The organism is Kitasatospora sp. NPDC092948, from assembly GCF_044754805.1.
Classification (GTDB): Bacteria; Actinomycetota; Actinomycetes; order Streptomycetales; family Streptomycetaceae; genus Kitasatospora.
This window is the reverse complement of record NZ_JBIVPU010000004.1, coordinates 533,743-560,337: the sequence shown is the minus strand read 5'-3', so window position 1 is coordinate 560,337 and position 26,595 is coordinate 533,743. Positions and strand designations below refer to the sequence as shown.

Sequence of the window (26,595 nt, the reverse complement as noted above, 5' to 3'; positions counted from 1 at the left end):
TCTCCTGCCATGGCTCGCATCATCGTCATCGGCGCAGGTATGGGCGGTCTGGCCGCCGCGTCCAGGCTCGGCACCCTCGGGCACCGGGTGACGGTGCTGGAGGCCGCCGGGACGTACGGCGGTCAGGTGGGGGCGTACCGGCGGGAGGGGTTCGGGTTCGACACCGGGCCGGGGCTGCTCGCGCTGCCCGCGGTGTACCGCGACCTCGCGTTGAAGACCGGCCGGGAGCCGTTGGAGCAGCTGGTCGGGTTGCGGCCGGTGGACCCGGAGAGTCGGCACGTGTTCGCGGACGGCACCGAGCTGGTGCTGCCGAACGCGTCGCGCGGCGGGGTCGGTCAGGCGTTGGACGCGGCGTTCGGCGCGGGCGCCGGCTCGCGCTGGAACGACGTGGTCAACCGGGGCCGGACGGTGTGGGAGGCGACCCGTCGCCCGCTGCTGGAGGAGCCCCGTCCGGCCGTCGACCCGGTCGACCCGTACCCGGTGCCGCCGCGGCGGGGGCTGTCCCGGCTGCTGCCGCGCGGCCGTCACACGCTGGCCGAGGTCGCCGCGCGCGAGTTGGACGGCGCGTCCGGCCCGACCGCGCTGCTCGCCGAGTTCGCGCTGCGGTACGGCCTGAATCCGCTGACCGCGCCCGCCTCGGCGACCGTGCTGCCGTACATGGAGCAGTCGTTCGGCGTCTGGTACGTGGACGGCGGTCTGCGGGCGCTGGCCGACGCGGTGTTCGCGCGCTGCGAGGCCCGCGGCGTCGAGTTCCGGTTCGACACGCCGGTGCGGGCGTTGGAGCGTGCGGGCGGGCGGGTCACCGGTGTGCGCACCGACGAGGGGGTGCTGGCCGCCGACGCGGTGCTGTCGGCCGTTCCCGGGCTGGGTATGGTCGCGCCCGCCGAGCCCGCGCCCGGGCGGTTCACCGTGCTGCTCGCCCTGGACGGTGCCCGGCCCGCCGGTACCGCGCACCGCACCGTGCTGCACGGCGCGGACGTCGCCGCCGAGGCCCGCGCGGTCTTCGCCGACCGTGTCCTGCCCGAGCAGCCCACGATCCAACTGCTGCGCCCGGACGACCCGTTGCTGGTGCCCGGCGCGGACTTCGAGTCGGCCGTGCTGACCGTGACCGTCCCGGCCGGGCCGGAGCTGACGGAGGCCCGGCAGGACGCCTACGCCGAGCAGCTGCTGGCCCGGCTGGCCGCTGCGGGGATCGACCTGCGGGAGCGGCTGCGCTGGCGGGAGACCCGGGTGACGGCGTCCGTCCCGGTGCCCGCGCTGGCCGGCGGGCAGCTCGCCCGGGCCAACCGGGCGGGCGAGCCGGGGCTGTACCTGATCGGCGCGCACGCCCACCCCGGCGGCGGGCTGGCCCGGGTCGGGATGTCCGCGTCGATCACCGCGGGGCTGATCGGCCCGGCCTGACGTCGGCTCAGTACTGCTGCTGGTAGTACCAGTTGTGCTGCTGCTCGCCGGGCTGCTGCGGGATGTACGGCTGTTGCTGCTGTTGCTGCTGCTGGTACTGCTGCTGCTCCGGCTGGTACTGCTGCTGCGGGAACTGGTAGACCGGCTGGCCGTACTGGTCGTAGCCGATCAGCTGCGGCTGCTGCTGCTGGGCGTAAGGGTCCTGGTACGCCTCCTGGTACGGCTGCTGTTGCTGCTGGTAGCCGTAGTCGGGCTGCTGGTAGGCGTACTGCTGCTGCTCCGGCTGCTGGTGGACGACCGACTCGTCGATGTAGATGCCGGTCTCGATCTCCTGGAACTCCTCGTACGCGTACGGCTGTTCGGCCACCGGCTCGTCCTCGACCGGGCCGACCTCGCCGACCTTCGGGGCCGTCTCGGCGGCCACCGCCGCGACGGTCGCCCCGCCGGTGGCCGCGGCCAGCAGCGGGACCTTCGCCAGCGGGCCGGGGAGGCTGCCGTCCGCGCGGCGCAGCGACCAGCCGACCGGGCGGCCGCGCTTGACCGAGAGGGTGACCATCGCCTGGCCTGCCGCGAAGGCTCCGGCGCCCGCCACTATCACCGGCACCGAGGACCGGGTCATCCCCGCGACGACGCCGAGGAACCCTGCCAGGGCGAGTGCCCGCCAGTGCAGCGCGGCCCGGTTCTGCAGCAGCAGTTCGGCCGTCAGCCAGACTGCGACGAGCGCCAAAGCGCCATAGAGGAACAGGTGTCCGATGCCCATCCCCGCAACCTCCAGACGCCACCATCACCGCGCGATTGCGGGCGACTGTACCGCCTCCGGGCAAACAGCACCGCATCCCGCGCCACCCCGGCCGGGCACTGTTCCCGGCCAGCGCCCGTCCGCGCCTCCGCGCGCCCCTCCCGCCCGGCCCGGCGGACCGGGCCGACGGGGGCGTCAGTGCTTGTGGAGGCCGAGGTTCTGGTAGATCTCCAGCGTCGAGGTGCTGTGGTTGAGGGTGATGAAGTGCAGGCCGGGGGCGCCCTCCGCGAGGAGCCGCTCGGCCATGGCGGTGGCGTGCTCCAGGCCGACCGCGCGGACCTCGGCCGGGTTGTCCGCGGCGGCCTCCAGGCGGCGGCGGAAGTCCGGCGGGAAGTCCGAGCCGGACAGCTGGGGGAAGCGGACCAGCTGGCGGATGTTGGTGACCGGCATGATCTCCGGGATGATCGGCGTCTCGCAGCCGGCCGCCGCGACCCGGTCGCGCAGCCGCAGGTAGTCCTCGACCTCGAAGAACATCTGGGTGATCGCGTAGTCCGCGCCGGCCCGGCACTTGGCGACGAAGTGCTTGATGTCCTCGTCCCAGTCGGTGGAGCGCGGGTGCATCTGCGGGAACGCGGCCACGCCGACGCAGAAGTCGCCGATGCCCTTGATGAGTTCGACGAGTTCGTAGGCGTAGCTGACGCCCTCGGGGTGGCGCACCCACTCGCCCATCGGGTCGCCGGGCGGGTCGCCGCGGACGGCGAGCACGTTGCGGACGCCCTCGTCGGCGTACTGGCCGATGATGTTGCGCAGCTCGGCCACCGAGTGGTCGACGGCGGTGAGGTGCGCGACGGGGGTCAGGGTGGTCTCGGTGGCGATCCGGCCGACCAGGTTGACGGTACGGCCGCGGGACGAGCCGCCGGCGCCGTACGTCATGCAGACGAAGTTCGGGTCGAGCGCCTCGACCCGGCGGATCGCGTCCCAGAGCTTGCGCTCGCCGTCCTCGGTGCGGGGCGGCATGAACTCGAAGGAGAAGGAGCGGTCGCCTGCCGCCAGGAGGTCACGCACAGTCTGGGCGCGGTCGCTTCTGGTGGAGGGAATCCCGAGTGCCATGCACGAAGGGTAGCCGTCGGCGGCGCGGCCCGGACAAACCGAGTCCAGGGGCTGAGACGGTGGGTGAGCGATTTCCGGACACGCCCGCGAGGGGCCGCTCCGGGGCCTCGGCGAATGGGTGCACCCGCGCAGGGGCGTTAGTCTGACTGTCAGCCCAATCTATACCGGAGTTCCAGGTGCCCTCCTCCATCCGTCTTCCCCGCAATCCCGTCGATGCGGAGGACGTGCGCGACCGCGTCAACGCCGCGCTGAGCACGTTCATGGCCGAACGGACCGCCCTGCTCTCCGGCATCTCCGACCAGCTCGGCCCGGTCGCCGACGCGCTGCGCGAGTTCCTGCTCGACGGCGGCAAGCGGCTGCGCCCGGCGTTCTGCTACTGGGGCTGGCGCGCGGCCGGCGGCGACGCCGACGAGCCCGGCATCGAGCGGGCCGCGGCCGCCCTGGAGCTGCTCCAGGCCAGCGCCCTGGTGCACGACGACCTGATGGACCGCAGCGACACCCGGCGCGGCCTGCCGTCCGTGCACCGCCGCTTCGAGGGCCTGCACCGGGCCAGCGGCTGGTGCGGCGACCGCGAGCAGTACGGCGCGTCCGCGGCGGTGCTGCTCGGCGACCTGCTGCTGATCTGGTGCGACGAGCTGTTCCAGCGCTCCGGGCTGCCCCCCGCCGAGGTGTCCGCCGCCAAGCCGGCCTTCGACCTGATGCGCACCGAGGTCATGCTCGGCCAGTACCTGGACGTGCTGGAGCCGGTGGCGGGCGACTCCACCGACGCCGACGCGCTGGACCGCGCCCGGACGGTGCTGCACTACAAGTCCGCGAAGTACACCATCGAGCGCCCGCTTCAGGTCGGCGCGCTGCTGGCCGGTGCCGGCCCCGACCTGGTCGAGGCGCTCGGCAACTTCGGCCTCCCGCTGGGCGAGGCGTTCCAGCTCCGGGACGACCTGCTCGGCGTCTTCGGCGACCCGGCGGTCACCGGCAAGCCGGCCGGCGACGACCTGCGCGAGGGCAAGCGCACCCTGCTGGTGGCGCACGCGATGCGCGGCCTGTCGGACGTCGACGCCAAGCACCTGGACACCCGGCTCGGCGCGCCCGACCTCACCGCGGACGAGGTGGCCGAGCTGCGCGAGCTGATCTCCGCCAGCGGTGCCCCGGCGATCGTCGAGGCCCGCATCGACCAGCTGCTCACCGAGGCGCTGGCCGCCCTGGAGGCCGCCCCGATCGCCGGCGGACCGACCCGCGAGGTGCTCCGGGCGCTGGCCGACGCGGCGACGGTCCGCAAGTACTGACGGCCTGCCGGCGCGCCACGAACCGACGGCACCGACGGCCCGTCAGCGCGCCCACCACCGCCGGGAGGCGAGCGCGGCCAAGCCGGCGCCGACGGCGTTCACCAGGACGTCGTCCACCGAGGAGACCCGGTCCAGCCACAGCACGTACTGGGCGGTCTCCACCAGCACCGAGCAGGCCGCACCGAGCGCCAGCATCCGGGGGACGGACGCCAGGGCGCGAAAACGCATCGGCGCGAAGAAGCCGAGCGCCGCGAACACCAGCAGGTTGCCGACGACCTGCACCACCGCGACGGCCGGGGTGCTCAGCGTGAGGGTGTCGTACAGGTCGTGCAGCGGCACCAGGCTGACCCGCCGCGGTGCGACACCCGCCCCCGGGCCGGGCAGCATGGTCATCCAGACCCACGGCAGCGTCCCGTGCACCATGGCGACCTCGACGAACGCCCGCCGCCGCCCGCCCTCGGCGCGACGCCGGGCCAGCACCCGCACCAGCCCGGCGGACAGCGGCAACGCGACCAGCGACCAGAACACCGCCGCGTTGACCGTTCCGACCCAGGGCTGCCACCCGGCGCGGTGGTGCAGCGGCCGCTGCGCGACGAACGCGACAGCTGCGGCGAGAAGCACGGCCGGAACGAGCAGCGCCGTCCGGCGAACACGGGACATGGGATTCACGACTCCACTGAGACCACCGAGGCCCTCCGCGGTTCCCGGCCGAAACCCGCGGCAACGGCCCGCCCGGGCCAAGCCCGGGCGCACGGCCGACTGCCCGCGACCGCCCGAAGCCCGCCACAGGCGGCCCGTTCGGGCCTAGCGCAGGCGCGCGGCCAGCTGTGCCGCTGCTGCGCCCGGGTCCTCGGCGGCGGTGAGGGCGCGGACGACCACGACGCGGGTGGCGCCGGCGGACAGCACCTGGTCGAGGTTGTTCCGGTCGATGCCGCCGATCGCGAACCAGGGCCGGGTGGGGCCGGCGGCAGCCGCGTGGCGGACCAGGTCGAGGCCGGGGGCGGGCCGGCCGGGCTTGGTGGGGGTGGGCCAGACCGGGCCGGTGCAGAAGTAGTCCACGCCGGGTTCGGCGATCGCCGCGTCCACCTCGGCCCCGGTGTGGCAGGAGCGCCCGATCAGCACGTCCTCGCCGAGGATGGCCCGGGCCACCGCCACCGGCAGGTCGTCCTGCCCGAGGTGCAGCACGTCCGGGCGGGCGCCGTACGCGACGTCGGCGCGGTCGTTGACGGCCAGCAGCTTGCCGTGGCGCTTGGCCGCGTCCGCGAAGACCTCCAGGAACTCCAGTTCCTGGCGGGCCTCCAGGTTCTTGTCCCGGAGCTGGACGATGTCGACGCCGCCGGCCAGCACGGCGTCCAGGAAGTCCGCCAGGTCGCCCTGCTCGCGGCGGGCGTCGGTGCAGAGGTAGAGCTTCGCGTCGGCGAGCTGCCGACGGGCCGTCACCGGGTCCGTCACAGCGCCATGGCCTGGGCGCGACGCTTGACCTCGGTGCCACGGTTCTCGCGCAGGGCCTGGATCGGGCTGCCGGGCAGCGACGGGTCCTCGGTGAACATCCACTCCAGGATCTCCTGGTCGGAGAAGCCGCAGTCGCGGAGCACCGTGAGGGTGCCGACCAGGTGCTTGACCGGGCCGTCGTCCTCGATGAAGTCGGCGGGCACCTGGAGGGAGTTGTTCGCGCCGCGGCGGACGGCCAGCAGCTTGCGGCTGCGCACCATGTCGCGGACCTCGGTGATCACCACGCCCCACCGCTCGGAGATGTCGGGCAGGTACAGCCACGCGGGAACCAGGGCGTCAATCTTGGGATCAATAGTGCTCACGCCCCCAGCCTACCCACGCGCTACGCGGTCGCCGCCTTCAGCTGGACGGCCGGGTCGGCGGCGAGCTCCGGATCGAGCACCGTGCCGCGTTCGATCAGGCGGCGGCCCTGCGCCAGGTCGCGCGGCCGGTCCACGGCCAGCAGCGCCACCGGCGCGCCGTCGCGCAGCCACAGCACCGACCAGTCGCGCCCGGACGGGGAGCCGCGCCACAGCAGGTGGTCGGCCCCGGCGTGCCGGCCCGCGTACTGCACCATGCGGTCGAACTGCTCGGACCAGAAGTACGGGACGGGGTCGTAGGGCGCGTCCAGGGCGCCGAGCACGGAGGCGGCGACCGTGCCGCCGGAGTGCAGGGCGTGGTCCCAGTGCTGGACGGCCAGCCGGGCGCCGAACCGGGCGGACGGGTAGGAGACGCAGTCGCCGGCCGCCCAGACGCCGGGCAGCGCGGTGCGCAGCCGGTCGTCCACCGGGATCGTGCCGTCGGGTTCGAGGGCCAGCGGGCTGTCGGCGAGCCAGCCGGTGGCGGGGCGGGCACCGATGCCGACCACCACCTCGTCGGCGGGCAGGTGGGTGCCGTCGGCGAGCAGCACCCCGCCGTCGGCGGCCCCGGCGACGCCGACGCCGCAGTGCAGTTCGACGCCGGCGGCGGCGTACCACTGGGCCATCAGCGTGCCGAGTTCGGCGGGCAGCGCGCCGGCCAGCGGGGTGGCTGCGGCCTCGACGACGGTGACGTGGCAGCCGAGGGCGCGGGCGACGGTGGCGGTCTCGGCGCCGATCCAGCCGGCGCCGACCAGCACGACCCGCTTGCCGGGGGTGAGCGCGGCGCGCAGCGCGTGCGCGTCGTCGACGGTGCGCAGGGTGCGGGCGCCGGGCAGGCCGGGCAGCGTGCGGGGGTCGGCGCCGGTGGCGATCACCAGGGCGCTGTAGGGGAGTTCGCCGCGGTCGGTGTGCAGCACGCCGGCGTTCAGGCCGGTGGCGCGGCGGCCGGTGAGCAGTTCGACGCCGAGGTCGGTCCAGTCGATCTCGAAGGCGGTGGCGTCGGTCTTGCCGAGCAGCACGTCCTTGGAGAGCGGCGGCCGGTCGTACGGGAGGTGGAGTTCCTCGCCGACCAGGGTGATCGTGCCCTGCCAGCCGCCCTGCCGCAGGTTCAGCGCGGCCTGTGCGCCCGCCATGCCCGCCCCGACCACGACGACCCGGTCCGTTGCCCTCAGCTCAGCCACGGCGTCCACCCTAGCCGCCCGTACGCCCCTGTGGGAGCGGGTGGGCGCGGCGTTAAGGTGGGAGGGACGACCTTTCACGGGAGCCCGGCGCACCGGGCTGAGAGGCGGGCTGTGGCGGCCCGCGACCGTCCGAACCTGATCCGGGTCATTCCGGCGAAGGGAGAAGTAGCGCTGTGGCACATTCCGACGTGCTGGTGATCGGCGGAGGCATCATCGGCCTCGGCGTCGCCTGGCGTACCGCGCAGCGCGGGCTGAGCGTCGCGGTGGTGGACCCGTCGCCGGGCGGCGGCGCGGCGCAGGTCGCGGCGGGGATGCTCGCCCCGGTCACCGAACTCCAGTACGGCGAGGAGCCGTTGCTGCGCCTGGGGATGGCGTCGAACGACCGCTACGGCGCGTTCGCCGCCGAGCTGACCGAGCTGACGGGGCTGGACACCGGCTACCGCCGCACCGGCACCCTGGCCGTCGCGCTGGACTCCGACGACCGCGAGGAGCTGCGCGAACTGCACGCCTTCCACGGCCGGTTGGGCCTGGAGTCGCAGTGGCTGACCGGCCGGGAGTGCCGCCGGCTGGAGCCGATGCTCGCCCCCGGGGTGCGCGGCGGCCTGCACGTCGCCGAGGACCACCAGGTGGACGGCCGCCGACTGGCCGCGGCGCTGGTGGCGGCCTGCAAGCTGCTGGGCGTGGCCTTCCACCGCACCCAGGCCGCCGAGCTGCTCACCGACGGCGAACGGGCCGTCGGCGTGCGGCTGTTGACGGGCGAGCAGCTGACGGCCGGCCGGACGGTGCTGGCGGCCGGATCGCGCAGCCACCTGCTGCCGGGCCTGCCGGACGGGGTGCTGCCGGCGATCCGCCCGGTGAAGGGCCAGGTGCTGCGGCTGCGGATACCGCAGCTGTACGCGCCGTTCCTGTCCCGCAACGTGCGGGCCGTGGTGCGCGGGCAGCACCTGTACCTGGTGCCGCGCGCCGACGGCGAGCTGGTGGTCGGCGCGACCACCGAGGAGATGGGCCACGACACCACCGTCACCGCGGGCGGCGTGTACGAGCTGCTCCGGGACGCCCACGAACTCGTCCCCGGCATCACCGAGTTGCCGCTGGTGGAGACGGGCGCCGGGCTGCGGCCGGGCTCTCCCGACAATGCGCCGCTGCTCGGCCCGACCGCGCTGCCCGGCCTGGCCGCCGCCACCGGGCACCACCGCAACGGCGTGCTGCTCACCCCGGTCACCGCCGACCTGCTCGCCGACTACCTGGCCACCGGCGAACTCCCCCGGCTGGCCGCCGACTTCACCCCCGACCGCTTCCGCACCGAGGTGCCCGCATGAACACCGTCGCCCTGACCGTCAACGGCGAACCCCGCACGCTGCCCGAGGCCACCACCCTGGACGCGGTGGTCGCGGAGGTGTCCGCCGCCAACACCGGCGTCGCCGCCGCCGTCAACGAGGCCGTGGTGCCGCGCAGTTCGTGGCCGGCCACGGCGCTGCGGGCGGGCGACCGGGTGGAGATCCTCACCGCCGTGCAGGGAGGCTGACAGCCATGGCCGACGACCTGCTGACCATCGGCGACACCACCTTCGCCTCCCGCCTGATCATGGGCACCGGCGGCGCGCCCAGCCTGGACGTGCTGGAGCAGGCGCTGCGGGTCTCCGGCACCGAACTGACCACGGTGGCGATGCGCCGGGTCAACACCGCCACCCAGGGCTCGGTGCTGGAGGTGCTGGCCCGCAACGGCATCCGGATCCTGCCGAACACGGCCGGCTGCTACACCGCCGGCGAGGCCGTGCTGACCGCCCGGCTGGCCCGCGAGGCGCTCGGCACCGACTGGGTGAAGCTGGAGGTGATCGCCGACGAGCGCACCCTGCTGCCCGACCCGATCGAACTCCTGGACGCCGCCGAGACCTTGGTCGACGACGGCTTCACCGTGCTGCCGTACACGAACGACGACCCGGTGCTGGCCCGCAAGCTGGAGGACGTCGGCTGCGCGGCGATCATGCCGCTCGGCTCGCCGATCGGCTCCGGCCTGGGCATCCGCAACCCGCACAACTTCCAGCTGATCGTGGAGTCCGCGAACGTCCCGGTGGTGCTCGACGCGGGCGCCGGCACCGCCAGCGACGTCGCCCTCGCGATGGAACTCGGCTGCTCCGCCGTGATGCTGGCGTCCGCCGTCACCCGCGCCCAGGACCCGGTGCTGATGGCCGACGCGATGCGCCGCGCCGTCGAGGCCGGCCGCCTCGCCCACCGGGCCGGCCGCATCCCGCGCCGCTACTACGCCGAGGCGTCCTCCCCCACCGCGGGCCTCGCCGACACCCGGGAGCGCCCGGCGTTCTGACGGCGCGCCCGGCAGGTGTGCGACCGCTGCCGGGTGCCGACCGGTTCGGACCGGGCCCTCTAGACTCCTCGGGTGGACATGACCCTGAACGACCCCCTGCTCGGTGCGCTGCTCGACGGGCGCTACCGGGTCGAGCAGCGGATCGCCGTCGGCGGCATGTCGACCGTCTACCGCGGCACCGACACCCGGCTGGACCGCACCGTCGCACTGAAGGTGATGCACCCGACGCTTGCGGGCGACGCCGACTTCACCGCGCGGTTCATCCGCGAGGCGAAGGCGGTGGCCCGGCTGGCGCACCCCAATGTGGTCAACGTGCTGGACCAGGGCGCGGATCCGCGCGCGGTGTTCATGGCGATGGAGTACGTCCCCGGCCGCACCCTGCGCGACCTGCTGCGCGACCGCGGCGCGCTCTCGGTGCGGGCCGCGCTGGACGTGCTGGAGCCGGTGCTGGCGGCGCTCGGCGCGGCGCACCGGGCCGGGCTGGTGCACCGGGACGTGAAGCCGGAGAACGTGCTGATCACCGACAACGGCCTGGTGAAGGTCGCGGACTTCGGCCTGGTCCGGGTGATGGGCGCCGCCGACTCGAACGCCACCGCCACCACCGAGGCGGGCCAGCTGCTCGGCACCGTCTCGTACCTGGCGCCGGAGCAGATCAGCCAGGACGCGCCCACCGACCAGCGGGTGGACGTCTACGCGGCGGGCATCCTGCTGTACGAGATGCTGACCGGCGCCAAGCCGCACACCGGCGAGAACGCCGCCCAGGTGATGTACCGCCACCTGCACGAGGACGTCCCGGCGCCGTCCCGCACCGCCCCCGCGGTCGGCCGGGAGCTGGACGCCCTGGTCGCCGCCGCCACCGCCCGCGACCCGCAGGCCCGGCCGTGGGACGCGGTGGAGCTGCTGGCCGCGGTGCAGCGGGTGCGCCGCACGCTGCCGGCCGCGCAGTTGGACGCGGAGCCGCCGGCGTCCGGCCGGCCCACCCCGCAGTTCGGCCCGGGCGAGGCGACCGCGGTGATCAGCGCCCCGCCGGGCCTGGAGCGCACCAGCGTGCTGGACGTCCCGCCGGACCTGCTGCCGCCGGTCCGCCCGGTGAACGACGACGCCCCGCCGCGCCGCCTGCGCCGCACCTCGCGCCGCCGCAGCCGCAGCCGCGCCCCGCTGATCTGGTCGGCGGTGGCGCTGGTGGTGGTGCTGCTGGTCGGCGGCGTGACGTACACGCTGTCCAGCGCGGTGTACGCGACGGTGCCGAGCGTGCTCGGGCAGAGCCGGCAGCAGGCCGTCACGGTCCTGGACAAGCAGGGCCTGCACGGCGCGTTCAGCGAGCAGTTCAGCGAGTCGGTGCAGGCCGGGCAGGTGATCTCCACCGACCCCGGCGTGGGCGCCAAGGTCCGCAAGAGCGACGCGGTGAAGGTGGTGGTCTCCCGCGGCCCGGAGCGGGTGCCGGTGCCTGAGTTGACGAGCCGTCCGCTGGCGGAGGCGTCCAAGGCGCTGACCGACGCCCGGCTGACCCCGGGCACCACCGCCGAGCAGTTCAGCGACTCGGTGCCGAAGGGCGCGGTGATCTCCACCGACCCGGCGGCCGGGACGGCGCTGGCCCCGAACTCGCCGGTGGCGCTGACGGTCTCCAAGGGCATGCACCCGGTGCCGGACGTCTCCGGCATGTCCAAGGACGACGCGGTGAAGGCCCTCCAGGACGCCGGGTTCACCCCGCAGATCGCCGGCCTGCTGCCGTTCGGCAAGGCCACCGACCAGTCCCCGGCGGCGGGAACGCCCCGCCCGCAGGGGTCGACGGTGACCGTCACCATCAGCCTGTTCTAGCGCTTCAGCGCAGCGGCCCGTCGCCGTCCTGCTCCTGGTAGGAGTAGCGCTGCTCCTGCCAGGGGTCGGCCCGGTTGTGGTAGCCGCGTTCCTCCCAGAACCCGCGCCGGTCGGCCCGCATGTACTCGACGGCGCGCACCCACTTGGGGCCCTTCCAGGCGTACAGGCGCGGCACCACCAGGCGGACCGGGAAGCCGTGTTCGACGGTGAGCGGCTGCCCGTCGTGGTGGGTGGCGAAGACCGTCGACGGGTCGGCGAAGTCGACCAGGCTCAGGTTGGCGCTGTAGCCGTACTCGGCCCACACCATGACGTGGGTGACGGACGGGTCGGGCGGAGCCAGGTCGAGCACCGTCCGGGCGGCGACGCCGTGCCACTCGTTGTCGAGCATGGAGAACTTGGTGACGCAGTGGAAATCGCCGCGGACGGTCACCTTGGGCAGGGCGTGGAAGGCGGCGAAGTCCCACCTGGTCTTCTCCGCGTCGGCGGTCGCCCCGAACACCTGGAAGTCCCAGCTGTGCGGCTTGAACCGGGGCACCGGCCCGTAGTGCAGAACCGGCCAGCCGCGTTGTCGGCGCTGGCCCGGCGGGAGCCTCGGGTCAGCCGGCGGCGACGGTTCCGATTGGTTCTGACCCATGGCTCCATGGTGACAGACGGCCTTTGCCGTACCGCGCCCACCCCTTGGGGAACACTTTCCACCGGAGGGGGGCAACACGACGGAAATGCGCCCGGCCGTTCGGGCCAGATACCCGCGAACGGCCCAATCTGCGCAGCATCTTCGCAGGTCAACGAATTGTCCGGCGGGAAGGAGCGGCGATCTCCGACCGTTCGGTAAGCGTGAACTTACTGGAAGTGACCCGGACCGGCTGCCACGATGCGGGCATCCGGGCAGCGCCCGGAATGTCGAGTCAGGAAGGGCAGGCCATGCAGGGCGATCCCGAGGTCATCGAGTTCCTCAACGAGCAGTTGACCGCCGAGCTCACCGCGATCAACCAGTACTTCCTGCACGCGAAAATGCAGGAGAACAACGGCTGGACCAAGCTCGCCAAATACACCCGGCACGAGTCCTTCGACGAGATGAAGCACGCCGAGACGCTGACCGACCGGATCCTGTTCCTGGAGGGCCTGCCGAACTACCAGCGGCTGTTTCACGTCCGGATCGGGCAGACCGTCACGGAGATGTTCCAGGCCGACCGGCAGGTCGAGGTGGAGGCGATCGACCGCCTCAAGCGCGGGATCGTGGTGATGCGCGCCAAGAACGACGTCACCTCGGCGAACATCTTCGAGGACATCCTGGCCGACGAGGAACACCACATCGACTACCTGGACACCCAGTTGGAGCTGATCGACAAGCTCGGCGAGGCGCTCTACCTCGCGCAGGTGATCGAGCAGCCGGACACCTGAGCCGCCCCGGGGGCCGAGGGGCCGGGCGGCCCGGGAGCTAGGCGGCCTGCGGGGCGGCCGGCTCGGCCAGGCCGAGCCGCTGGGCCAGCCGGGCGGTGGGGCAGGGGCGGGCGCCGCTCTCGCCGAGCAGCGCCTGGATGCGCCGCACGCAGGAGCCGCAGTCCGTGCCGGCCTTGCAGCCGCGGGCTATCTGGCGCGGGGTGGTGGCGCCTTCGTCGATCTCCTGCTTGACCCGGGCCTCGGTGACCGCGTGGCACATGCACACGTACATGTGCGGCCCCTTCCAGCTCGGCTTCGTTTACTGAGCCTTACCTTACCTGGCGCTTCGGGTACGAAGAAGGCCCCTCCGCCTTCGGATCACCGAAAACGGAGGGGCCTTCGTCACACCGCCGGGCCGGGCCTACTGGCCGCGGTACATCTCGGCCACCAGGAACGCCAGGTCCAGCGACTGGCTGCGGTTGAGCCGCGGGTCGCAGGCGGTCTCGTAGCGCTGGTGCAGGTCGTCGACCAGCACCTCGTCGCCGCCGCCGACGCACTCGGTGACGTCGTCGCCGGTCAGCTCCACGTGGATGCCGCCCGGGTGGGTGCCCAGCGCGCGGTGGACCTCGAAGAAGCCCTTGACCTCGTCGAGCACGTCGTCGAACTTGCGGGTCTTGTGGCCGCTGGACGCCTCGTAGGTGTTGCCGTGCATCGGGTCGCTGATCCACACCACCTGGGCGCCGGACGCGGTGACCTTCTCCACCAGGGTGGGCAGGTGGTCGCGGATCTTGCCCGCGCCCATCCGGGTGATGAAGGTGAGCCGGCCGGGCTCGCGGTCCGGGTCCAGCCGGTCGATCAGGGTGAGCGCCTCGTCGACCGTGGTGGTCGGGCCGAGCTTCACGCCGATCGGGTTGCGGATCTTCGAGGCGAACTCGATGTGCGCGTGGTCGAGTTGGCGGGTGCGCTCGCCGATCCACACCATGTGGCCGGAGACGTCGTACAGCTCGCCGGTGCGCGAGTCGGTGCGGGTCAGCGCCGTCTCGTAGTCCAGGATCAGCGCCTCGTGCGAGGAGAAGAACTCGACCGTCTTGAACTCCTCCGGGGCCACCCCGCAGGCGTTCATGAAGGCCAGCGCCTGGTCGATCTCGCGGGCCAGCTGCTCGTAGCGCTGGCCGGCCGGGGAGTTGCGCACGAAGTCCTGGTTCCAGGCGTGCACCTGGCGCAGGTCGGCGTAACCGCCGGTGGTGAAGGCGCGCACCAGGTTGAGCGTCGACGCGGAGGCGTTGTACATCCGCTTCAGGCGCTCCGGGTCCGGGATCCGGGACTCGGGGGTGAACTCGAAGCCGTTCACCGAGTCGCCGCGGTACACCGGCAGCGTCACGCCGTCGCGGGTCTCGGTGTTCTTCGAGCGCGGCTTGGAGTACTGGCCGGCGATCCGGCCGACCTTCACCACCGGCACGGAGGCGGCGTAGGTGAGCACCGCCGCCATCTGGAGCAGGGTCTTCAGCTTGTTGCGGATGTGGTCGGCCGACACGCCGTCGAAGGCCTCGGCGCAGTCACCGCCCTGGAGCAGGAACGCCTCACCACGCGCGACGGCGCCGAGCCGGGCGCGCAGCTGGTCGCACTCGCCGGCGAAGACGAGCGGCGGATAGGAGGCGAGCTCCGCAAGGGTATTGCGCAGAGCCTCTTGGTCCGGCCATTCAGGCTGCTGCGCCGCGGGCAGGGACTGCCAGGAGTGGTTAGTCACGGTCACAACGCCAAGGCTACGGGGTCGTACAACCAGGTTGTGGACGCCGCCCGCCAAGTGAGACAGGTCGTGGACATCCCCCGGACAGGCCGGCGGTGGGCTATCGTCTGCTGCATGACCGCGACCTACACCTCCTCCTGGTGGTGGGCCAGCCCGTTGGGCGGCCCACGATTCGCGCGTCCCTAGAGACGAACGACGGCCGCCCTTCGGGGCGGCCGTCGACGTATGTGTCCAGCGTCACGACCGTTCCGGAGGGCGGCGGCAGAGCCCGCAGCCCACTCCCGGAAGGACCACCGCAGTCGTGACCACCACCACCGCCGACCTGATCGCCCGGCTCACCGCGCCCGGCGCCCCCGCCTTCGCCCTGCTGCACCGCCGCGCGCCGCGGCTCGCCCCCGACACCGTCGAGCTGCTGCTCGGCGCCGTCTCCGAGCACGACACGCTGGCCGAACTGCCGGTCCCCCACGGCGTGCCCGCCGACGGCCCCCGGCACGACCTGCTCGCCCTGGTCCCCTACGCCCAGCTGCGTGAACGCGGCTTCGCCGCCCGCCAGGACGGCACCCCGCTGCGCGCGCTGTCCGTCGAGGAGCAGCACGCGCTGCCGCTGGCCGAGGTGCTGGCCGCGCTGCCGGACGCGCCGGTCGAGCTGCGCGGCGGGGAGTTCGACCTCGACGACGCGGAGTACGCCGGGATCGTCCGGCGGGTGATCGAGGACGAGATCGGGCGCGGCGAGGGCGCCAACTTCGTGATCCGGCGCGACTTCCGGGCCGAGCTGGCGGGCTTCTCCACCGCCACCGCGCTGACCCTGTTCCGGCGACTGCTGGAGCACGAGCGCGGCGCGTACTGGACGTTCCTGGTGCACACCGGCGACCGGGTGCTGGTCGGCGCGTCCCCCGAGGTCCACGTCCGGCAGTCCGGCGGCACCGTGGTGATGAACCCGATCTCCGGCACCTACCGCTATCCGTCGACCGGGCCCACCGCCGAATCGCTCCTCGAATTCCTGCGCGACCCCAAGGAGTTGGAGGAGCTCACCATGGTGGTCGACGAGGAGCTGAAGATGATGTGCGCGGTCGGCGACCTCGGCGGGCAGGTGCTCGGGCCGCGGCTGAAGGAGATGTCGCACCTCGCGCACACCGAGTACGAGCTGCGCGGCCGCACCTCGCTGGACGTCCGCGAGGTGCTGCGGGAGACCATGTTCGCCGCCACCGTCACCGGCAGCCCCGTGCAGAACGCCACCCGGGTCATCGACCGGTACGAGCGCGGCGGGCGCGGCTACTACTCGGGCGCGCTGGCGCTGATCGGGCGCTCCGCCGGCGGCGGCCAGCAGTTGGACTCGCCGATCTGCATCCGGACCGCCGACATCGACCCCGCCGACGGCTCGCTCGTCGTCCGGGTCGGCGCCACCCTGGTCCGGCACTCCGACCCGGACTCGGAGGTCGCCGAGACGCACGCCAAGGCCGCCGGCGTGCTCGCCGCGATCGGGGCCCGCCCGGGCCGGCCCGCGAAGGCCGCCGCCGCCCGGCCGAGGCTCGCCGAGGACCACCGGGTGCAGGCCGCCCTGGGCTCCCGCCGGGCCGGGCTCGCCCCGTTCTGGCTGCGGATGCAGCAGCCCGCCGGGCCCAGCACGGGCGCGGACGCCCTGGTGGTGGACGCCGAGGACACCTTCACCGCGATGCTCGCCCACCTGCTGCGCTCGCTCGGACACCCCGTCACCGTGCTGCGCCACGACACCCCCGGGCTGCGCGAGCGGGTCGCCGCCCACCGGGGCCCGCTGGTGCTCGGCCCCGGCCCCGGCGACCCCGCCGACCCGGCGGACCCGAAGATGGCGCTGCTGCGCCCGGTCGTCGCCGACGCCCTGGCCGCGGCCCTGGACGGCTCCCGCACCGCGCCGCTGCTGGCGGTCTGCCTCAGTCACCAGCTGCTGTCCGCGCAGCTCGGCCTGCCGCTGGTCCGCAAGGCCGTGCCGTACCAGGGCGCGCAGGAGGCCGTCGACCTGTTCGGCGTCCGCCGCACCGTCGGCTTCTACAACACCTTCACCGCCCGCTGCGACGACGCCGCGGCGCAGCGGCTGGCCGTCGACGGCGTCGAGGTGGCCCGCGACCCGCGCACCGGCGACGTGCACGCGCTGCGCGGGCCGGGCTTCGCGGGCCTCCAGTTCCACCCCGAGTCGGTGCTCACCAGGGACGGCGTGGAGATCGTCGCGGAGCTGCTGCGGCCGGTCCCGGCAGTGCGCCACCGAGCCGTCCGACACAGCCGCTAAAATCCCCGAAAACGCTTAACACCAAGCAGAGTTGACTGATATTCATATTCTGCTTCACCAGCGGTGTCGGAGGGGGACATGGCGCATTCGGCGGAACATGACACGGTGGAGATCGTCCTGGACGACGGCACCGTCCTGCACGCGGCCGTCCGGGCCGACTCGGAACGGGCGGCCGGCGACGCGGGGGCGGTGTCCCGGGCGGTCACGCACAGCCTGGGCGAGGTGCGGCGGACGGTCCGCGCGGTCGGCCGGTGGGCCCGGGACACCGCGCTGGAGGCCGGCGACCCGGAGTCCTTCGAGGTCGAGTTCGGGCTCAACCTGGGGGTGAAGTCCGGCCAGTTGATCAGCGTGCTGGCGGAGGCGTCCGGCGAGGCGAGCCTGGTGGTGCGGCTGACCTGGTCGCGGCCGGACGGCCGCCCCGCCGAGTGACCGCGCAGGGCGCGCCGGCCGCCGCCCTCTGGCTGGCCGGGCCGACCGGGGAGTTCCTCGGCAGCGGCTTCCACCTGGGCGCGGGCCGGGTGGTCAGCTGCGCCCACGTGGTCGCCGGGCAGCCGGCGGTGACGGCCCGGCACTCGGGCGCCGTCCACCCCGCCCGGGTGGTGCTGCTGGCCCCGCCCGAGCGCCCGCCCGGCGCGGCCGTCCACCCGCCGCCGGACCTGGCGGTGCTGGACGTCCCGGGCCTGGCCGGCGCACCGGCGGTGCCGCTCGCGAGCCGGGACGTCGCGAACGGCGCGGGCGTGCTGGTGCACGGCTTCGCGGTGAACGCGCTGACCGGCCAGGTCGGCCCGGAGTCCGCGCAGCTCACCGTGGCCGGCCCGTCCGGGCTCGGCCTGCGGGTGCAACTCGGCTGGGTGCAGCGCGGGTTGAGCGGCAGCATGGCGGTGGACGGCAACGGCCGGGCGGTCGGCGTGGTGAAGGCCACTGCGGACGACCGCGACCCGGTCGGCGGCTGGCTCACCCCGGTGTCCGAACTGCTGCCGCTCGTCGGCGAGGTCCGGCCCGCGCCGGTGCGGCCGGTCACGGCCATGGCCTGCACCCGGCTGCTGGTCCAGATCCCCCAGCTGGACGACCCGGCGGTGCGCCGGGGCGTGGTGCAGCTGATGAACAACCAGCTCGGCCCCGGAGCCGGGATCGTCGTGCCGCACCACGAGAATGCCTTCCTCCACCTGCAGGCCATCGCGTCCTCCGCCCTGAACCACAGCAGGCCGGAGGACGCACTGCCGGCCCTGCTGACCTCGGTACTGGCGTTGTGCGGCCCGAACCGGGCCCTGGACGAACTCGGCGCGCTGCTGCACCTCGACCTGGAGGAGTGAGGCATGGACCGCTGCACCGCGGAGACCCGCCGCCTGCTGAAGGAGATCCTGTCCAGCTGGTACGAACTGGCCGAGCTGCTGCCGAGGTTGGAGCAGCACCTGGCCGAGAACACCGGCTACGTCGTCCAGATCCACCCCACCACCTCCATCCTGTCGCTGTCGGCCGACCGGATCGCCAAGTACCTGGCCGAGGAGCACCCCCAGCCGGCCGCGGCGATCGGCCACCTGCACGACTGGCTGAAGAGCACGATGGGCTCCCAGCGACGCACCGACTGGGTCGGGTTCCTCGCCCGGGTCCAACGCCCCGGGCTGAAGACGGATCAGCGCGCCGACCTGGTGGCGGTCGCCGCGGTGCTCTGCTTCCCGCCCCAGCCCCTGGAACGCGCCACCAACCAACGGCTGGTCGCCCTCGCCGACTGGGCCCTGACCGCCACCAGCGTCACCGTGCTGCTGGACGAGATCGAGAAGGTCGAGCCGGAGCTGGCCCAGCAGGCCCGGGCCGCGGTGAAGCGCTCACGCGACCGTGTGATGCACATCCCGCCCCCGCCGCCCCGCCTCCGGAGACTGCTGGCGGTGGGCACCGTGCTGCTGGTCACGGCGGGCGTGGTGACGGCCGTGGCGCTGTCCGGCGGACTGCCCGACCGGACGGTGAGCTGGTCGCCGTCCACCGTGCCGGTGAAGGGCCAGACCGACGCGAAGGTGGACGTCCCGAAGGGGGCGCACCGCCTGGTGATGCACGTCCAGTTGGTGGATCCGCACCCGGAGCTCGGCAGTTGCCGCGGCCTGCAGGTCCTCCTCAGCACCGACCAGGGCCAGCAGACCGGTTGGCAGGCCCCGGACGCCACGCTGTCCGTTCCGGTGCCGTCCGACCATCCCGAACTGACCATCTCCCTGCACCTGGACGGCCCGGCCGACTGCGACCAGATCATCAAGACCCAGAGCGTCGGATTCGAACAATAGGAGGTTCCCGTGGCCAGATCGCGTTTCGCCCTGCTGTCCGTCGGTCTGCTTCTACTGGCCGGCACCGTGGCGGGCTGCGACACCACCGGAGGGACTTCGGCCGCCCCGTTCGACAGCATTCCGATCAGGGTCGGCTTCAAGGACGGCCGCCCCGGCATGTCCGCTCTGAACGACGGAAGCTGGTCCGGCTTCGAACCGCACCTGGCACAGAGAGTCCTCAAGGACGCACTGGGCCGCACCTACACCTCGGTGCCCCTGGGCGTCGGCACCTGGAAGGGCGCCCTCAGCAACGACAAGGCCAACAACAACACGGTGAATCTGGTGATCGCCGACATCTCCGAAGGGAAGGACTCGGAGGGCTACGACCTGGCCGGCCCCTACCTGCTGACCCCGCTCGGCGTCCTGCTGAAGGACAAGGACCAGACACCGGTCAAGGACATGAACGACCTCGCGCCGCTGACGGTCTGCGCGCAGAAGGACACCACTGCGGCCCACACCCTGGACGAGAGCCACCCGCAATATTCCAGGGCAACGAACCTCGACGAGTGCTTGAAGCAACTCGACCGCGGCACCGTCAGGGTGGTCGTCGCCGACTTCGTGGTGCTGCGGGGCATCGCCCACAACCTCCGCTACCCCACCGATCCGGCCGACCCCGCCGCCCCCGCCGACCCCCAGGACCTCGGCCGGCCCAAGTACCGGGCCCCCCGGGACGTCTACCTCGGCCGCCCGCAGCAGCTGATGGCGGTGCTGCCCCCTCTCCATCAGCAGGCCTGCAAGCTGCTCGGCAGAGCCATTGCCGACTACGTCCAGGACACCGACTGGTTGACCTCGGTACGCACGTACGCCGGGCTCGACGACTTCACCGACCAGGAGATCATCAACACCTTCCGGCCCCCCACCACCCAGGCCAAGGACACCTGCGCCGCCTGATCCCCGAGGCCTAGCCGAGCTCCTCGTCCAGCCCCTGCTCGATCGCGTAGCGGACCAGCTCGACCCGGTTGTGCAGCTGGAGCTTGCCGAGGGTGTTCTGCACGTGGTTCTGCACGGTGCGGTGCGAGAGCACCAGCCGGTCCGCGATCTGGCGGTACGACAGACCCTTGGCGACCAGCCGCAGCACCTCCGTCTCCCGCGGGGTCAGCTGCGGCGCGGCCGGCTGCGCGGGGGTGCCGGGCTCGGTGGCCAGGCGGCGGAACTCGCCCAGCACCAGCCCGGCCAGGCCGGGGGTGAAGACCGGGTCGCCGAGGGCGGTGCGGCGCACCGCGTCGATCAGCTCCTCACGGCCCGCGGACTTCACCAGGTAGCCGGTCGCCCCCGACTTCACCGCCTCCAGCACATCGGCGTGCTCGCCGCTCGCGGACAGCACCAGCACCCGCACCGCCGGGTCGGCGGCCACCACCTGGCGGCACACCTCGACGCCGGGCAGCGCGGGCAGGTTGAGGTCCAGCACCACCACCTGCGGGGCGCTGGCCCGGGCCCGGCGCACCGCCTCCTCGCCGTCGCCGGCGGTGGCGACCACCGCGAACCCGGCCTCCGCCAGGTCCCGGGCCACCCCGTCGCGCCACATCGGATGGTCGTCCACCACCATCACCCGCACCTGCTGATCAGTCATCAACGCCCCTCCGCGGCCATCGCAGTTCCACCTCGACGCCCTCTCCGGGCACCGAGTACAGCTCGGCGCTGCCGCCGAGGTCCACCATCCGGCCGCGGATCGACTGCGACACGCCCAGCCGCCCGTCGCGCTGCGCCTGCGCCAGCCGCCCGGCCGGGAAGCCCGGGCCGTCATCCCGGACCGAGACGGTGACGGCCTGCGGCTCGTCCTCCAGCAGGATCCAGGCCCGGGCGCCGTCGCCCGCGTGCACCCGCACGTTGTCCAGCGCCGCGGCGACCGCGGCGGCCAGCTCGGCGGCGACCGGCGCGGGCAGCAGCACCGGCGTGGCGGGCGCGGCGACGGTGATCCGCTCGTTCGCGTGCCCGGCGATCAGCGAACGCAGGTCCGCGTCACCGTCGACGACCGCCCCGGGCTGCTGCTGGCCCGCCATCAGGGCCCGCAGCGCCCGCTCCTGCTCCCCCGCCAGCCGGCCCAGCTCGGCGGCGTCCCCCTGCTGACGGTGCACCAGGGCGAGCACCTGCAGCACCCCGTCGTGGATGTCCCGGGACAGCCGTTCGCGCTCCCGGGTGGCGGCCTCCACCTGGAGCGCCCGGGTGAGCACCGCCTCGCTGGCCCGGGCCAGTTCGATGACGTAGCCGATCGCACAGCCCGCGACCAGCAGCAGCACGATGTTGTGCAGGTTGTCGGGGCTGATCCCGCCGTGGCCGAGGATGTTGGCCGCGCCGATCACCGCCCCGGCGAACGCGGCGGGCCGCCAGCCGCCCTTGCCGGCGAAGCCCAGCACGGTGCCGGCCGCCCAGATGGTGGGCAGCGTCGGCGCGCCGGCGTGGATCCGGGCAGGGGTGTCGATGAAGCCGCTCTGCACGATGCCGAACACCGCGAACAGCAGGTCGGTGCCGAGCACCGCCCAGGTGCACCGCTTCGGCCCGGCGAACGCCCGGGTGCTGGCCAGCGTCCACAGGGTCAGCGCGCCCAGGTAGATCCAGCCGGACACCGGGTGCAGGAACTGCCGGTACGCCGTGAGGAACCGCAGCACCGCGTAGCCGAGCGCCAGCACCCGGAAGTACCCCATGGCGCGCCACAGCGGCAGCTCCACCGACATCCCGCCGGCCACCACGGCCGCGGCCGGCCCGGTCCGGGCCGGCCGCACGACGGGTCTGTGCTCCTCCACCCCAAGCCCCCCTGACGGCCGGTCAGGCGCCGGCGTCCTTCTCCTGCTCCCCGGACTTCTCCTGCTCGGCAGCCTTCTCGGCGGCCTTCTCCGCTTCCTCGGCGGCCTTCTCGGCCTTCTGCTGCGCCTTGCGGTCCGCGTCCGCGGCCTTCTTCTCCTCCGCGAGCTGCCGCTTGGCGGCGGTCGCGTAGATGTCCACGTACTCCTGGCCGGACAGCCGCATGATCTCGTACATCACCTCGTCGGTGACCGAGCGCAGGATGAACCGGTCGTTCTCCATGCCCTGGTAGCGGGAGAAGTCCAGCGGGCGGCCGATCCGGATGCCGGGGCGGACGCCGAAGTTCGGGATCACCTGGCCGGGCGGCTGCACCTTCTCGGTGTCGATCATCGCGACCGGGATGACCGGCGCGCCGGTCGCCAGCGCGACCCGGGCCAGGCCGCCGACCTTGCCGCGGTACAGCTTGCCGTCGGGCGAACGGGTGCCCTCCGGGTACACGCCGAACACCTCGCCGCGCTCGATCACCGCGATGCCGCTGCGGATCGCCGCCTCACCGGCGCCGCGGGCGCCCGAACGGTCCACCGGCAGCTGGCCGACGCCCTTGAAGAACGCCGCGGTCAGCCGGCCCTTGATGCCGGGCGTGGTGAAGTACTCGGCCTTCGCGATGAACGTCACCCGCCGCTTCAGCAGCGCGGGTAGGAAGAACGAGTCCGAAAAAGACAGGTGGTTGCTGGCGAGGATGGCCGGGCCTTCGTCCGGAATGTTCTCCTCGCCCTCCATCCACGGCCGGAAGAAGATCCGCAGCAGCGGTGCGACGATCATCTTCATCAGTCGGTAGAACAACCGGGGCCTCCTGTTGTGCGGACCGGACGATCCTAATGCCCCGGCCCGCGCACCCGTGCACCGGCGGACCCGTCCGGTGCCTCCGCGGGCCTCTGTACGGGGCAACCCGCCCGTGGGACGATCGAGTTACCCTCACCAGCCCACACACCCCAGGAGTCCTGCCGATGCCGCTGCTGCCGGGAGCCGAGCCGTACCGCCACGACGGCGGTCCGGTCGGTGTGCTTCTCGTCCACGGTTTCACCGGTTCCCCGCAGTCCATGCGCCCGTGGGCCGAACACCTGGCCGACGCCGGGCTCACCGTCAGCGCCCCGCTGCTGCCCGGCCACGGCACCCGCTGGCAGGACCTCCAGCCGACCCGCTGGGAGGACTGGTACGCCACCGCGGAGGCCGCCTTCACCGAACTCGCCGACCGCTGCGAGCAGGTCTTCGTCTGCGCGCTGTCGATGGGCGGGTCGCTCGCCCTCAAGCTCGCCGAGAAGCACGGCGACCGGGTCTCCGGACTGGTGCTCGTCAACCCGTCGGTGCGCTCCGACAACCCCGCGACGGTACTTCTTCCGGTCCTGCGCCACCTGCTGCCGTCGCTGCCCGGCGTCGCCGGGGACATCGCCAAGCCCGACGCGACCGAGGTCGGCTACGACCGGCTGCCGCTGCACGCCGCCTGGTCGCTGTCCCGGCTGTGGAGGAGCGTCCAGGCGGGAATGCCCGCGGTGACCCAACCCGTTCTGCTGTTGCACAGTCCGCAGGACCACGTGGTCTCGCCGAGCAACTCGGCAATGGTGCTCGCCCGGATATCCTCGACCGATGTGACGGAGCTGCTGCTCGACCGCAGCTTCCACGTGGCCACGCTGGACCACGACGCCGGTCTGATCTTCGGGGCGAGCCTCGACTTCGTCCGGCGGCTGGCCCCGGCAGCGGCGGTCGATGCCGGGAACCACTCGGGCTGAAAGGCCGATAGTGAACGAGACCAGCAAAGCGAACGACGACGACCTGCCCCGCGACGAACCGAAGGCGGCCGAGCCCGCCGAAGAAGCCGCGCCCGAGCCCGCCCCGTGGCGTCCCGCCGCCGGAAGCCAGGCCGAACAGGACGCGATCTTCGCCGAGCTGGTCGGCCGGTTCGACGAACCGGTCGACGCCGCCGAGCACGACTGGCCCGAGGCGGAGAACGTCCGCGAGCGCCCCCGCCGGCCCGGCGCGCCCACCGGCCCCACCGGGCTCGGCGACTTCGCCCCCCGCCCGGTCCCCCGCCCCGTCGAGGGCCCGCGCGACTACACCGTCGCCGAGGACGAGGAAGAAGGCCACTTCGTCCCGCCCGAGCCCCCGCCGCTGCCCGCGGCCGACACCACCGCCAAGTTCGCCTGGCTCGCCGTCCTCGGCGGCCCGGCCCTGCTCCTGTTCGACGCCGTGGTCTGGCGCGAGGTCTCCGGCTGGCCCGCCTGGGTCGGCGTCATCGCCTTCCTCGGCGGCTTCGGCACCCTGGTCTCCCGGATGAAGGACCGCGACGACGACGAACCCGAGGACCCGAACGGCGGCGCCGTCGTCTGACCCCCACCACCGCACGCCGGAGCTGACGACCGCTCAGCTCCGGCGGCCGCGCCGCTACGGCCCGGGGATCCGCAACGCCGCCAGCACCGGCAGATGGTCCGTCGCCGCGTGCAGATCCGCCTCCGAGACACCCGGCAGCGGATACGGCACCCCGCAGCCCAGCACGTCGATGTCCGGCGTGGCGAACACCCCGTCGATGCGCTGGTACGGCTGCTTCGGCACCGACGTGAGCGTCCCGCCCCACGGCGCCTTCGCGTGCGCGTCCGTGAACTCCTCCGCGAACGCCCGCCAACCGGGCCCCTCCGGCGGCTCGTTGAAGTCCCCGGCGACCACGCCCGGCTCCCCCGGCCGCACCTGACGGCGCAACAGCTCGAACTGCCGCAGCCGCTCCTCCGGCTGAAGACTCAAGTGACAACTCGTCACCGAGAACGGACGCGACCCGCCGATCCGCAGCAGCGCACTCGCGAACCCGCGCGCGTGCAACCCCCGGGTCTTCGGCAGCAGCACGTCCCGCAGCTCCACCACGTCCACCCGCAACCTGCCCAGCAGCAACGGCCCCGCCGCCACTCGGCCGCCGCCGGCCAGAATCACCATCCCGGTCCGGTGCGCGAGCCACGCCGCGGCCTTCTCGCTCTTCCAGTACCGCGGCGACTCCTGCACACACACCACGTCCGGATCGCACGCCCGGATCACCCGAGCCACCGCCGCGCGGTCGTCGCGCAGCGACCGCACGTTGTAACTCATCACCCGCACCCGCCGCGCGCCGTCCGGCTCCACCCCGGAGGACGCCAACGCAACATCAGTGTCCGTCACCTGACCGACAGTAACAGGACGGAACGAGGGAAGGCAGGGGATGCGCCACCGGGGGCGCGTGGGGGCACCTCCCAGCCCGCCAGGGCTGGGGGAGAACTGCGCAAAGCGGAAGGCACCCGTCGGCAGGATCGCGGCACGGACAGAGACCTGCACGTGCGAGCGACCCCGCCGGCGGGTGCCCCAAAGGACCTACACGCGCGCCAGATCGGCCGCGCCGACGATTCCCGCCGCCGACCCCATCGACGCCAGGACGACGTTCGCGCGGGGCCGGGCCGGGCCGCCCGTCAGGTACTTCGCGAAGGCCTCGGCGACCGGGTCGAGGAGGAGGCGGCCGGAGTCGGAGACGCCGCCGCCGAGGACGAAGACGGCCGGGTCGAAGAGCGCGGCGAGGTCGGCCATGCCGCGGCCGAGCCAGTCGGCGACCTCCGCGTAGACGGAGAGCGCCAGCGGGTCGCCCTCCTCCGCCGCCTGGTTGACGTGGATGCCGCGGATGGTCTCGGCGACGCCCTCGTTGAGTTCGAGCATCCGCTTGCCGGCGATCGGGTCGGCCGCCGCCTTCTCCCGGCCGTAGCGTCGCAGGGCGCGCCCGGAGCCGTACTGCTCCCAGCAGCCGTGGCCGCCGCAGCCGCAGAGCAGGCCGTCGGGGACCATGTTGAGGTGGCCGATCTCGCCGGCCACGCCGAACCGTCCGCGGTGCAGGCGACCGTCGAGGACGATGCCGCCGCCGATGCCGGTGCCGACGGTGATCAGCACCATGTCCTCGTACTCGGCGGCGGCGCCGAACCGGAACTCGGCCCAGGCGGCGCAGTTCGCGTCGTTCTCGACCACGGTGGGCAGGCCGGTGAGTTCCTCGATGCGCTGCTTGAGGGGCTCGTTCTCCCAGGCGATGTTGGGCGCCATCAGGACGGTGGAGCGGTCCCGGCTGACGAAGCCGGGGGCGCCGACGCCGACGGCGGCGACATCGGGGTACTGCTCCTTCAACTCCCGCACGCCCTGGGCGATGGCGTCGACCGCCCACTGGGGGTCGGCCGGGGTGGGCACCCGGGTCTTGGCCAGAATCTCGCCGGACTCGTCGACGACGCCTGCTGCGATCTTGGTACCGCCGACGTCCACGCCGATGGTCAGAGCCATGTGTCCCTCAGCTATTCACTCGTTCCCGCTCAGGCCGAACGGTACCGGCTGAGGGGTGCCCACGTACACAGCTCGGCCTACATTTTCCGAAGGCATTCGACGAGCAATCTCGAAAACTGCCTTC

28 protein-coding genes and 1 riboswitch are annotated in these 26,595 nt (G+C 73.3%); of the genes, 14 read left to right on the top strand and 14 right to left on the bottom strand.

Annotation, left to right across the window (positions count from 1 at the left end):
* Positions 1-9 precede the first annotated feature (9 nt).
* Positions 10-1,401, top strand: coding sequence for a phytoene desaturase family protein (locus ACIQF6_RS16175; protein WP_400894933.1), 1,392 nt, complete (start codon positions 10-12; stop codon positions 1,399-1,401).
* A gap of 7 nt (positions 1,402-1,408) precedes the next feature.
* Here ACIQF6_RS16175 and ACIQF6_RS16170 read toward each other — a convergent pair whose 3' ends face one another.
* Together ACIQF6_RS16170 and metF are read right to left on the bottom strand one after the other, a co-directional pair.
* Positions 1,409-2,161 (bottom strand): hypothetical protein, encoded by a 753-nt coding sequence (locus tag ACIQF6_RS16170; RefSeq protein WP_400894931.1) that lies wholly within the window; start codon positions 2,159-2,161, stop codon positions 1,409-1,411.
* Between the two features lie 174 nt (positions 2,162-2,335).
* Complete coding sequence (gene metF / locus ACIQF6_RS16165; RefSeq protein ID WP_400894929.1) at positions 2,336-3,250, bottom strand: methylenetetrahydrofolate reductase [NAD(P)H]; 915 nt, start codon at positions 3,248-3,250, stop codon at positions 2,336-2,338.
* Positions 3,251-3,426: 176 nt separating this feature from the next.
* Between metF and ACIQF6_RS16160 the strand changes: the two genes are divergently transcribed.
* Positions 3,427-4,533 carry a polyprenyl synthetase family protein gene (locus ACIQF6_RS16160; protein WP_400894927.1) on the top strand — a complete coding sequence of 369 codons (1,107 nt, stop codon included), beginning with the start codon at positions 3,427-3,429 and terminating at the stop codon, positions 4,531-4,533.
* Between the two features lie 42 nt (positions 4,534-4,575).
* Here the strand turns inward: ACIQF6_RS16160 and ACIQF6_RS16155 are convergent, their stop codons facing one another.
* From ACIQF6_RS16155 to ACIQF6_RS16140, 4 genes are all read right to left on the bottom strand, one after another.
* Positions 4,576-5,193, bottom strand: coding sequence for a VanZ family protein (locus tag ACIQF6_RS16155; RefSeq protein WP_400894925.1), 618 nt, complete (start codon positions 5,191-5,193; stop codon positions 4,576-4,578).
* 144 nt (positions 5,194-5,337) lie between these two features.
* Positions 5,338-5,985, bottom strand: a complete 648-nt coding sequence (gene thiE / locus ACIQF6_RS16150) for a thiamine phosphate synthase (protein ID WP_400894922.1) — start codon at positions 5,983-5,985, stop codon at positions 5,338-5,340.
* Positions 5,982-6,347, bottom strand: coding sequence for an Rv2175c family DNA-binding protein (locus ACIQF6_RS16145; protein WP_400894919.1), 366 nt, complete (start codon positions 6,345-6,347; stop codon positions 5,982-5,984). Before ACIQF6_RS16145 ends, thiE begins: the two co-directional genes overlap by 4 nt.
* A gap of 20 nt (positions 6,348-6,367) precedes the next feature.
* Entirely contained in the window at positions 6,368-7,573 is a 1,206-nt protein-coding gene (locus ACIQF6_RS16140) for an NAD(P)/FAD-dependent oxidoreductase (protein WP_400894917.1), read from the bottom strand.
* A 57-nt stretch (positions 7,574-7,630) separates the two neighbouring features.
* Positions 7,631-7,743: riboswitch (TPP riboswitch) on the top strand.
* Here ACIQF6_RS16140 and thiO point away from each other — a divergent pair.
* From thiO to pknB, 4 genes are all read left to right on the top strand, one after another.
* Positions 7,738-8,883, top strand: coding sequence for a glycine oxidase ThiO (gene thiO, locus ACIQF6_RS16135; RefSeq protein ID WP_400894915.1), 1,146 nt, complete (start codon positions 7,738-7,740; stop codon positions 8,881-8,883). It overlaps the preceding riboswitch by 6 nt.
* Entirely contained in the window at positions 8,880-9,089 is a 210-nt protein-coding gene (thiS, locus tag ACIQF6_RS16130; protein ID WP_400894913.1) for a sulfur carrier protein ThiS, read from the top strand. The genes thiO and thiS overlap by 4 nt, the downstream gene beginning before the upstream one ends.
* 5 nt (positions 9,090-9,094) lie before the next feature.
* Complete coding sequence (locus ACIQF6_RS16125) at positions 9,095-9,886, top strand: thiazole synthase (protein ID WP_400894910.1); 792 nt, start codon at positions 9,095-9,097, stop codon at positions 9,884-9,886.
* 78 nt (positions 9,887-9,964) lie between these two features.
* Entirely contained in the window at positions 9,965-11,704 is a 1,740-nt protein-coding gene (pknB, locus tag ACIQF6_RS16120) for a Stk1 family PASTA domain-containing Ser/Thr kinase (protein ID WP_400895347.1), read from the top strand.
* 4 nt (positions 11,705-11,708) lie between these two features.
* Here pknB and ACIQF6_RS16115 read toward each other — a convergent pair whose 3' ends face one another.
* A complete protein-coding gene (locus ACIQF6_RS16115) occupies positions 11,709-12,338 on the bottom strand; it encodes a sulfite oxidase-like oxidoreductase (RefSeq protein WP_400894907.1) in 630 nt (209 codons plus the stop codon).
* 287 nt (positions 12,339-12,625) lie between these two features.
* Between ACIQF6_RS16115 and bfr the strand changes: the two genes are divergently transcribed.
* Entirely contained in the window at positions 12,626-13,105 is a 480-nt protein-coding gene (gene bfr, locus ACIQF6_RS16110) for a bacterioferritin (protein WP_400894905.1), read from the top strand.
* Between the two features lie 37 nt (positions 13,106-13,142).
* Here bfr and ACIQF6_RS16105 read toward each other — a convergent pair whose 3' ends face one another.
* Positions 13,143-13,376: a bacterioferritin-associated ferredoxin gene (locus ACIQF6_RS16105; protein ID WP_400894903.1), complete on the bottom strand. Its 234-nt coding sequence runs from the start codon at positions 13,374-13,376 to the stop codon at positions 13,143-13,145.
* Between the two features lie 129 nt (positions 13,377-13,505).
* The gene (locus ACIQF6_RS16100) at positions 13,506-14,837 is read right to left on the bottom strand and encodes a class II 3-deoxy-7-phosphoheptulonate synthase (protein ID WP_400894901.1); all 1,332 of its coding nucleotides are present in this window, start codon (positions 14,835-14,837) and stop codon (positions 13,506-13,508) included.
* A gap of 295 nt (positions 14,838-15,132) precedes the next feature.
* On the opposite strand from ACIQF6_RS16100, the gene ACIQF6_RS16095 reads away from it, so the two are divergent.
* The 5 genes from ACIQF6_RS16095 to ACIQF6_RS16075 all read left to right on the top strand — a co-directional run bounded on the left by ACIQF6_RS16095 (position 15,133) and on the right by ACIQF6_RS16075 (position 20,294).
* Positions 15,133-17,091, top strand: coding sequence for an anthranilate synthase family protein (locus tag ACIQF6_RS16095; protein ID WP_400894899.1), 1,959 nt, complete (start codon positions 15,133-15,135; stop codon positions 17,089-17,091).
* 78 nt (positions 17,092-17,169) lie between these two features.
* Positions 17,170-17,520, top strand: a complete 351-nt coding sequence (locus tag ACIQF6_RS16090; RefSeq protein ID WP_400894897.1) for a CU044_2847 family protein — start codon at positions 17,170-17,172, stop codon at positions 17,518-17,520.
* Complete coding sequence (locus ACIQF6_RS16085; RefSeq protein ID WP_400894894.1) at positions 17,517-18,404, top strand: trypsin-like peptidase domain-containing protein; 888 nt, start codon at positions 17,517-17,519, stop codon at positions 18,402-18,404. The genes ACIQF6_RS16090 and ACIQF6_RS16085 overlap by 4 nt, the downstream gene beginning before the upstream one ends.
* A 3-nt stretch (positions 18,405-18,407) precedes the next feature.
* The gene (locus tag ACIQF6_RS16080) at positions 18,408-19,364 is read left to right on the top strand and encodes a hypothetical protein (RefSeq protein WP_400894891.1); all 957 of its coding nucleotides are present in this window, start codon (positions 18,408-18,410) and stop codon (positions 19,362-19,364) included.
* A gap of 9 nt (positions 19,365-19,373) precedes the next feature.
* Complete coding sequence (locus tag ACIQF6_RS16075) at positions 19,374-20,294, top strand: substrate-binding periplasmic protein (RefSeq protein ID WP_400894889.1); 921 nt, start codon at positions 19,374-19,376, stop codon at positions 20,292-20,294.
* A gap of 10 nt (positions 20,295-20,304) precedes the next feature.
* Here ACIQF6_RS16075 and ACIQF6_RS16070 read toward each other — a convergent pair whose 3' ends face one another.
* The 3 genes from ACIQF6_RS16070 to ACIQF6_RS16060 form a co-directional block, all read right to left on the bottom strand.
* Positions 20,305-20,973, bottom strand: coding sequence for a response regulator (locus ACIQF6_RS16070; protein WP_400894887.1), 669 nt, complete (start codon positions 20,971-20,973; stop codon positions 20,305-20,307).
* The gene (gene macS, locus ACIQF6_RS16065; RefSeq protein ID WP_400895345.1) at positions 20,966-22,075 is read right to left on the bottom strand and encodes a MacS family sensor histidine kinase; all 1,110 of its coding nucleotides are present in this window, start codon (positions 22,073-22,075) and stop codon (positions 20,966-20,968) included. The genes ACIQF6_RS16070 and macS overlap by 8 nt, the downstream gene beginning before the upstream one ends.
* 91 nt (positions 22,076-22,166) lie before the next feature.
* Positions 22,167-22,970: a lysophospholipid acyltransferase family protein gene (locus ACIQF6_RS16060; protein WP_400895342.1), complete on the bottom strand. Its 804-nt coding sequence runs from the start codon at positions 22,968-22,970 to the stop codon at positions 22,167-22,169.
* A 179-nt stretch (positions 22,971-23,149) separates the two neighbouring features.
* On the opposite strand from ACIQF6_RS16060, the gene ACIQF6_RS16055 reads away from it, so the two are divergent.
* A complete protein-coding gene (locus ACIQF6_RS16055) occupies positions 23,150-23,929 on the top strand; it encodes an alpha/beta hydrolase (RefSeq protein WP_400894884.1) in 780 nt (259 codons plus the stop codon).
* A 10-nt stretch (positions 23,930-23,939) separates the two neighbouring features.
* On the top strand, positions 23,940-24,527 hold the full coding sequence (locus tag ACIQF6_RS16050) for a hypothetical protein (RefSeq protein WP_400894882.1): 588 nt from the start codon (positions 23,940-23,942) through the stop codon (positions 24,525-24,527).
* Positions 24,528-24,581: 54 nt separating this feature from the next.
* Here the strand turns inward: ACIQF6_RS16050 and ACIQF6_RS16045 are convergent, their stop codons facing one another.
* Positions 24,582-25,340, bottom strand: coding sequence for an endonuclease/exonuclease/phosphatase family protein (locus ACIQF6_RS16045; protein ID WP_400894880.1), 759 nt, complete (start codon positions 25,338-25,340; stop codon positions 24,582-24,584).
* A gap of 189 nt (positions 25,341-25,529) precedes the next feature.
* Positions 25,530-26,471, bottom strand: coding sequence for an ROK family glucokinase (locus tag ACIQF6_RS16040; protein WP_400894878.1), 942 nt, complete (start codon positions 26,469-26,471; stop codon positions 25,530-25,532).
* Positions 26,472-26,595 lie beyond the last annotated feature (124 nt).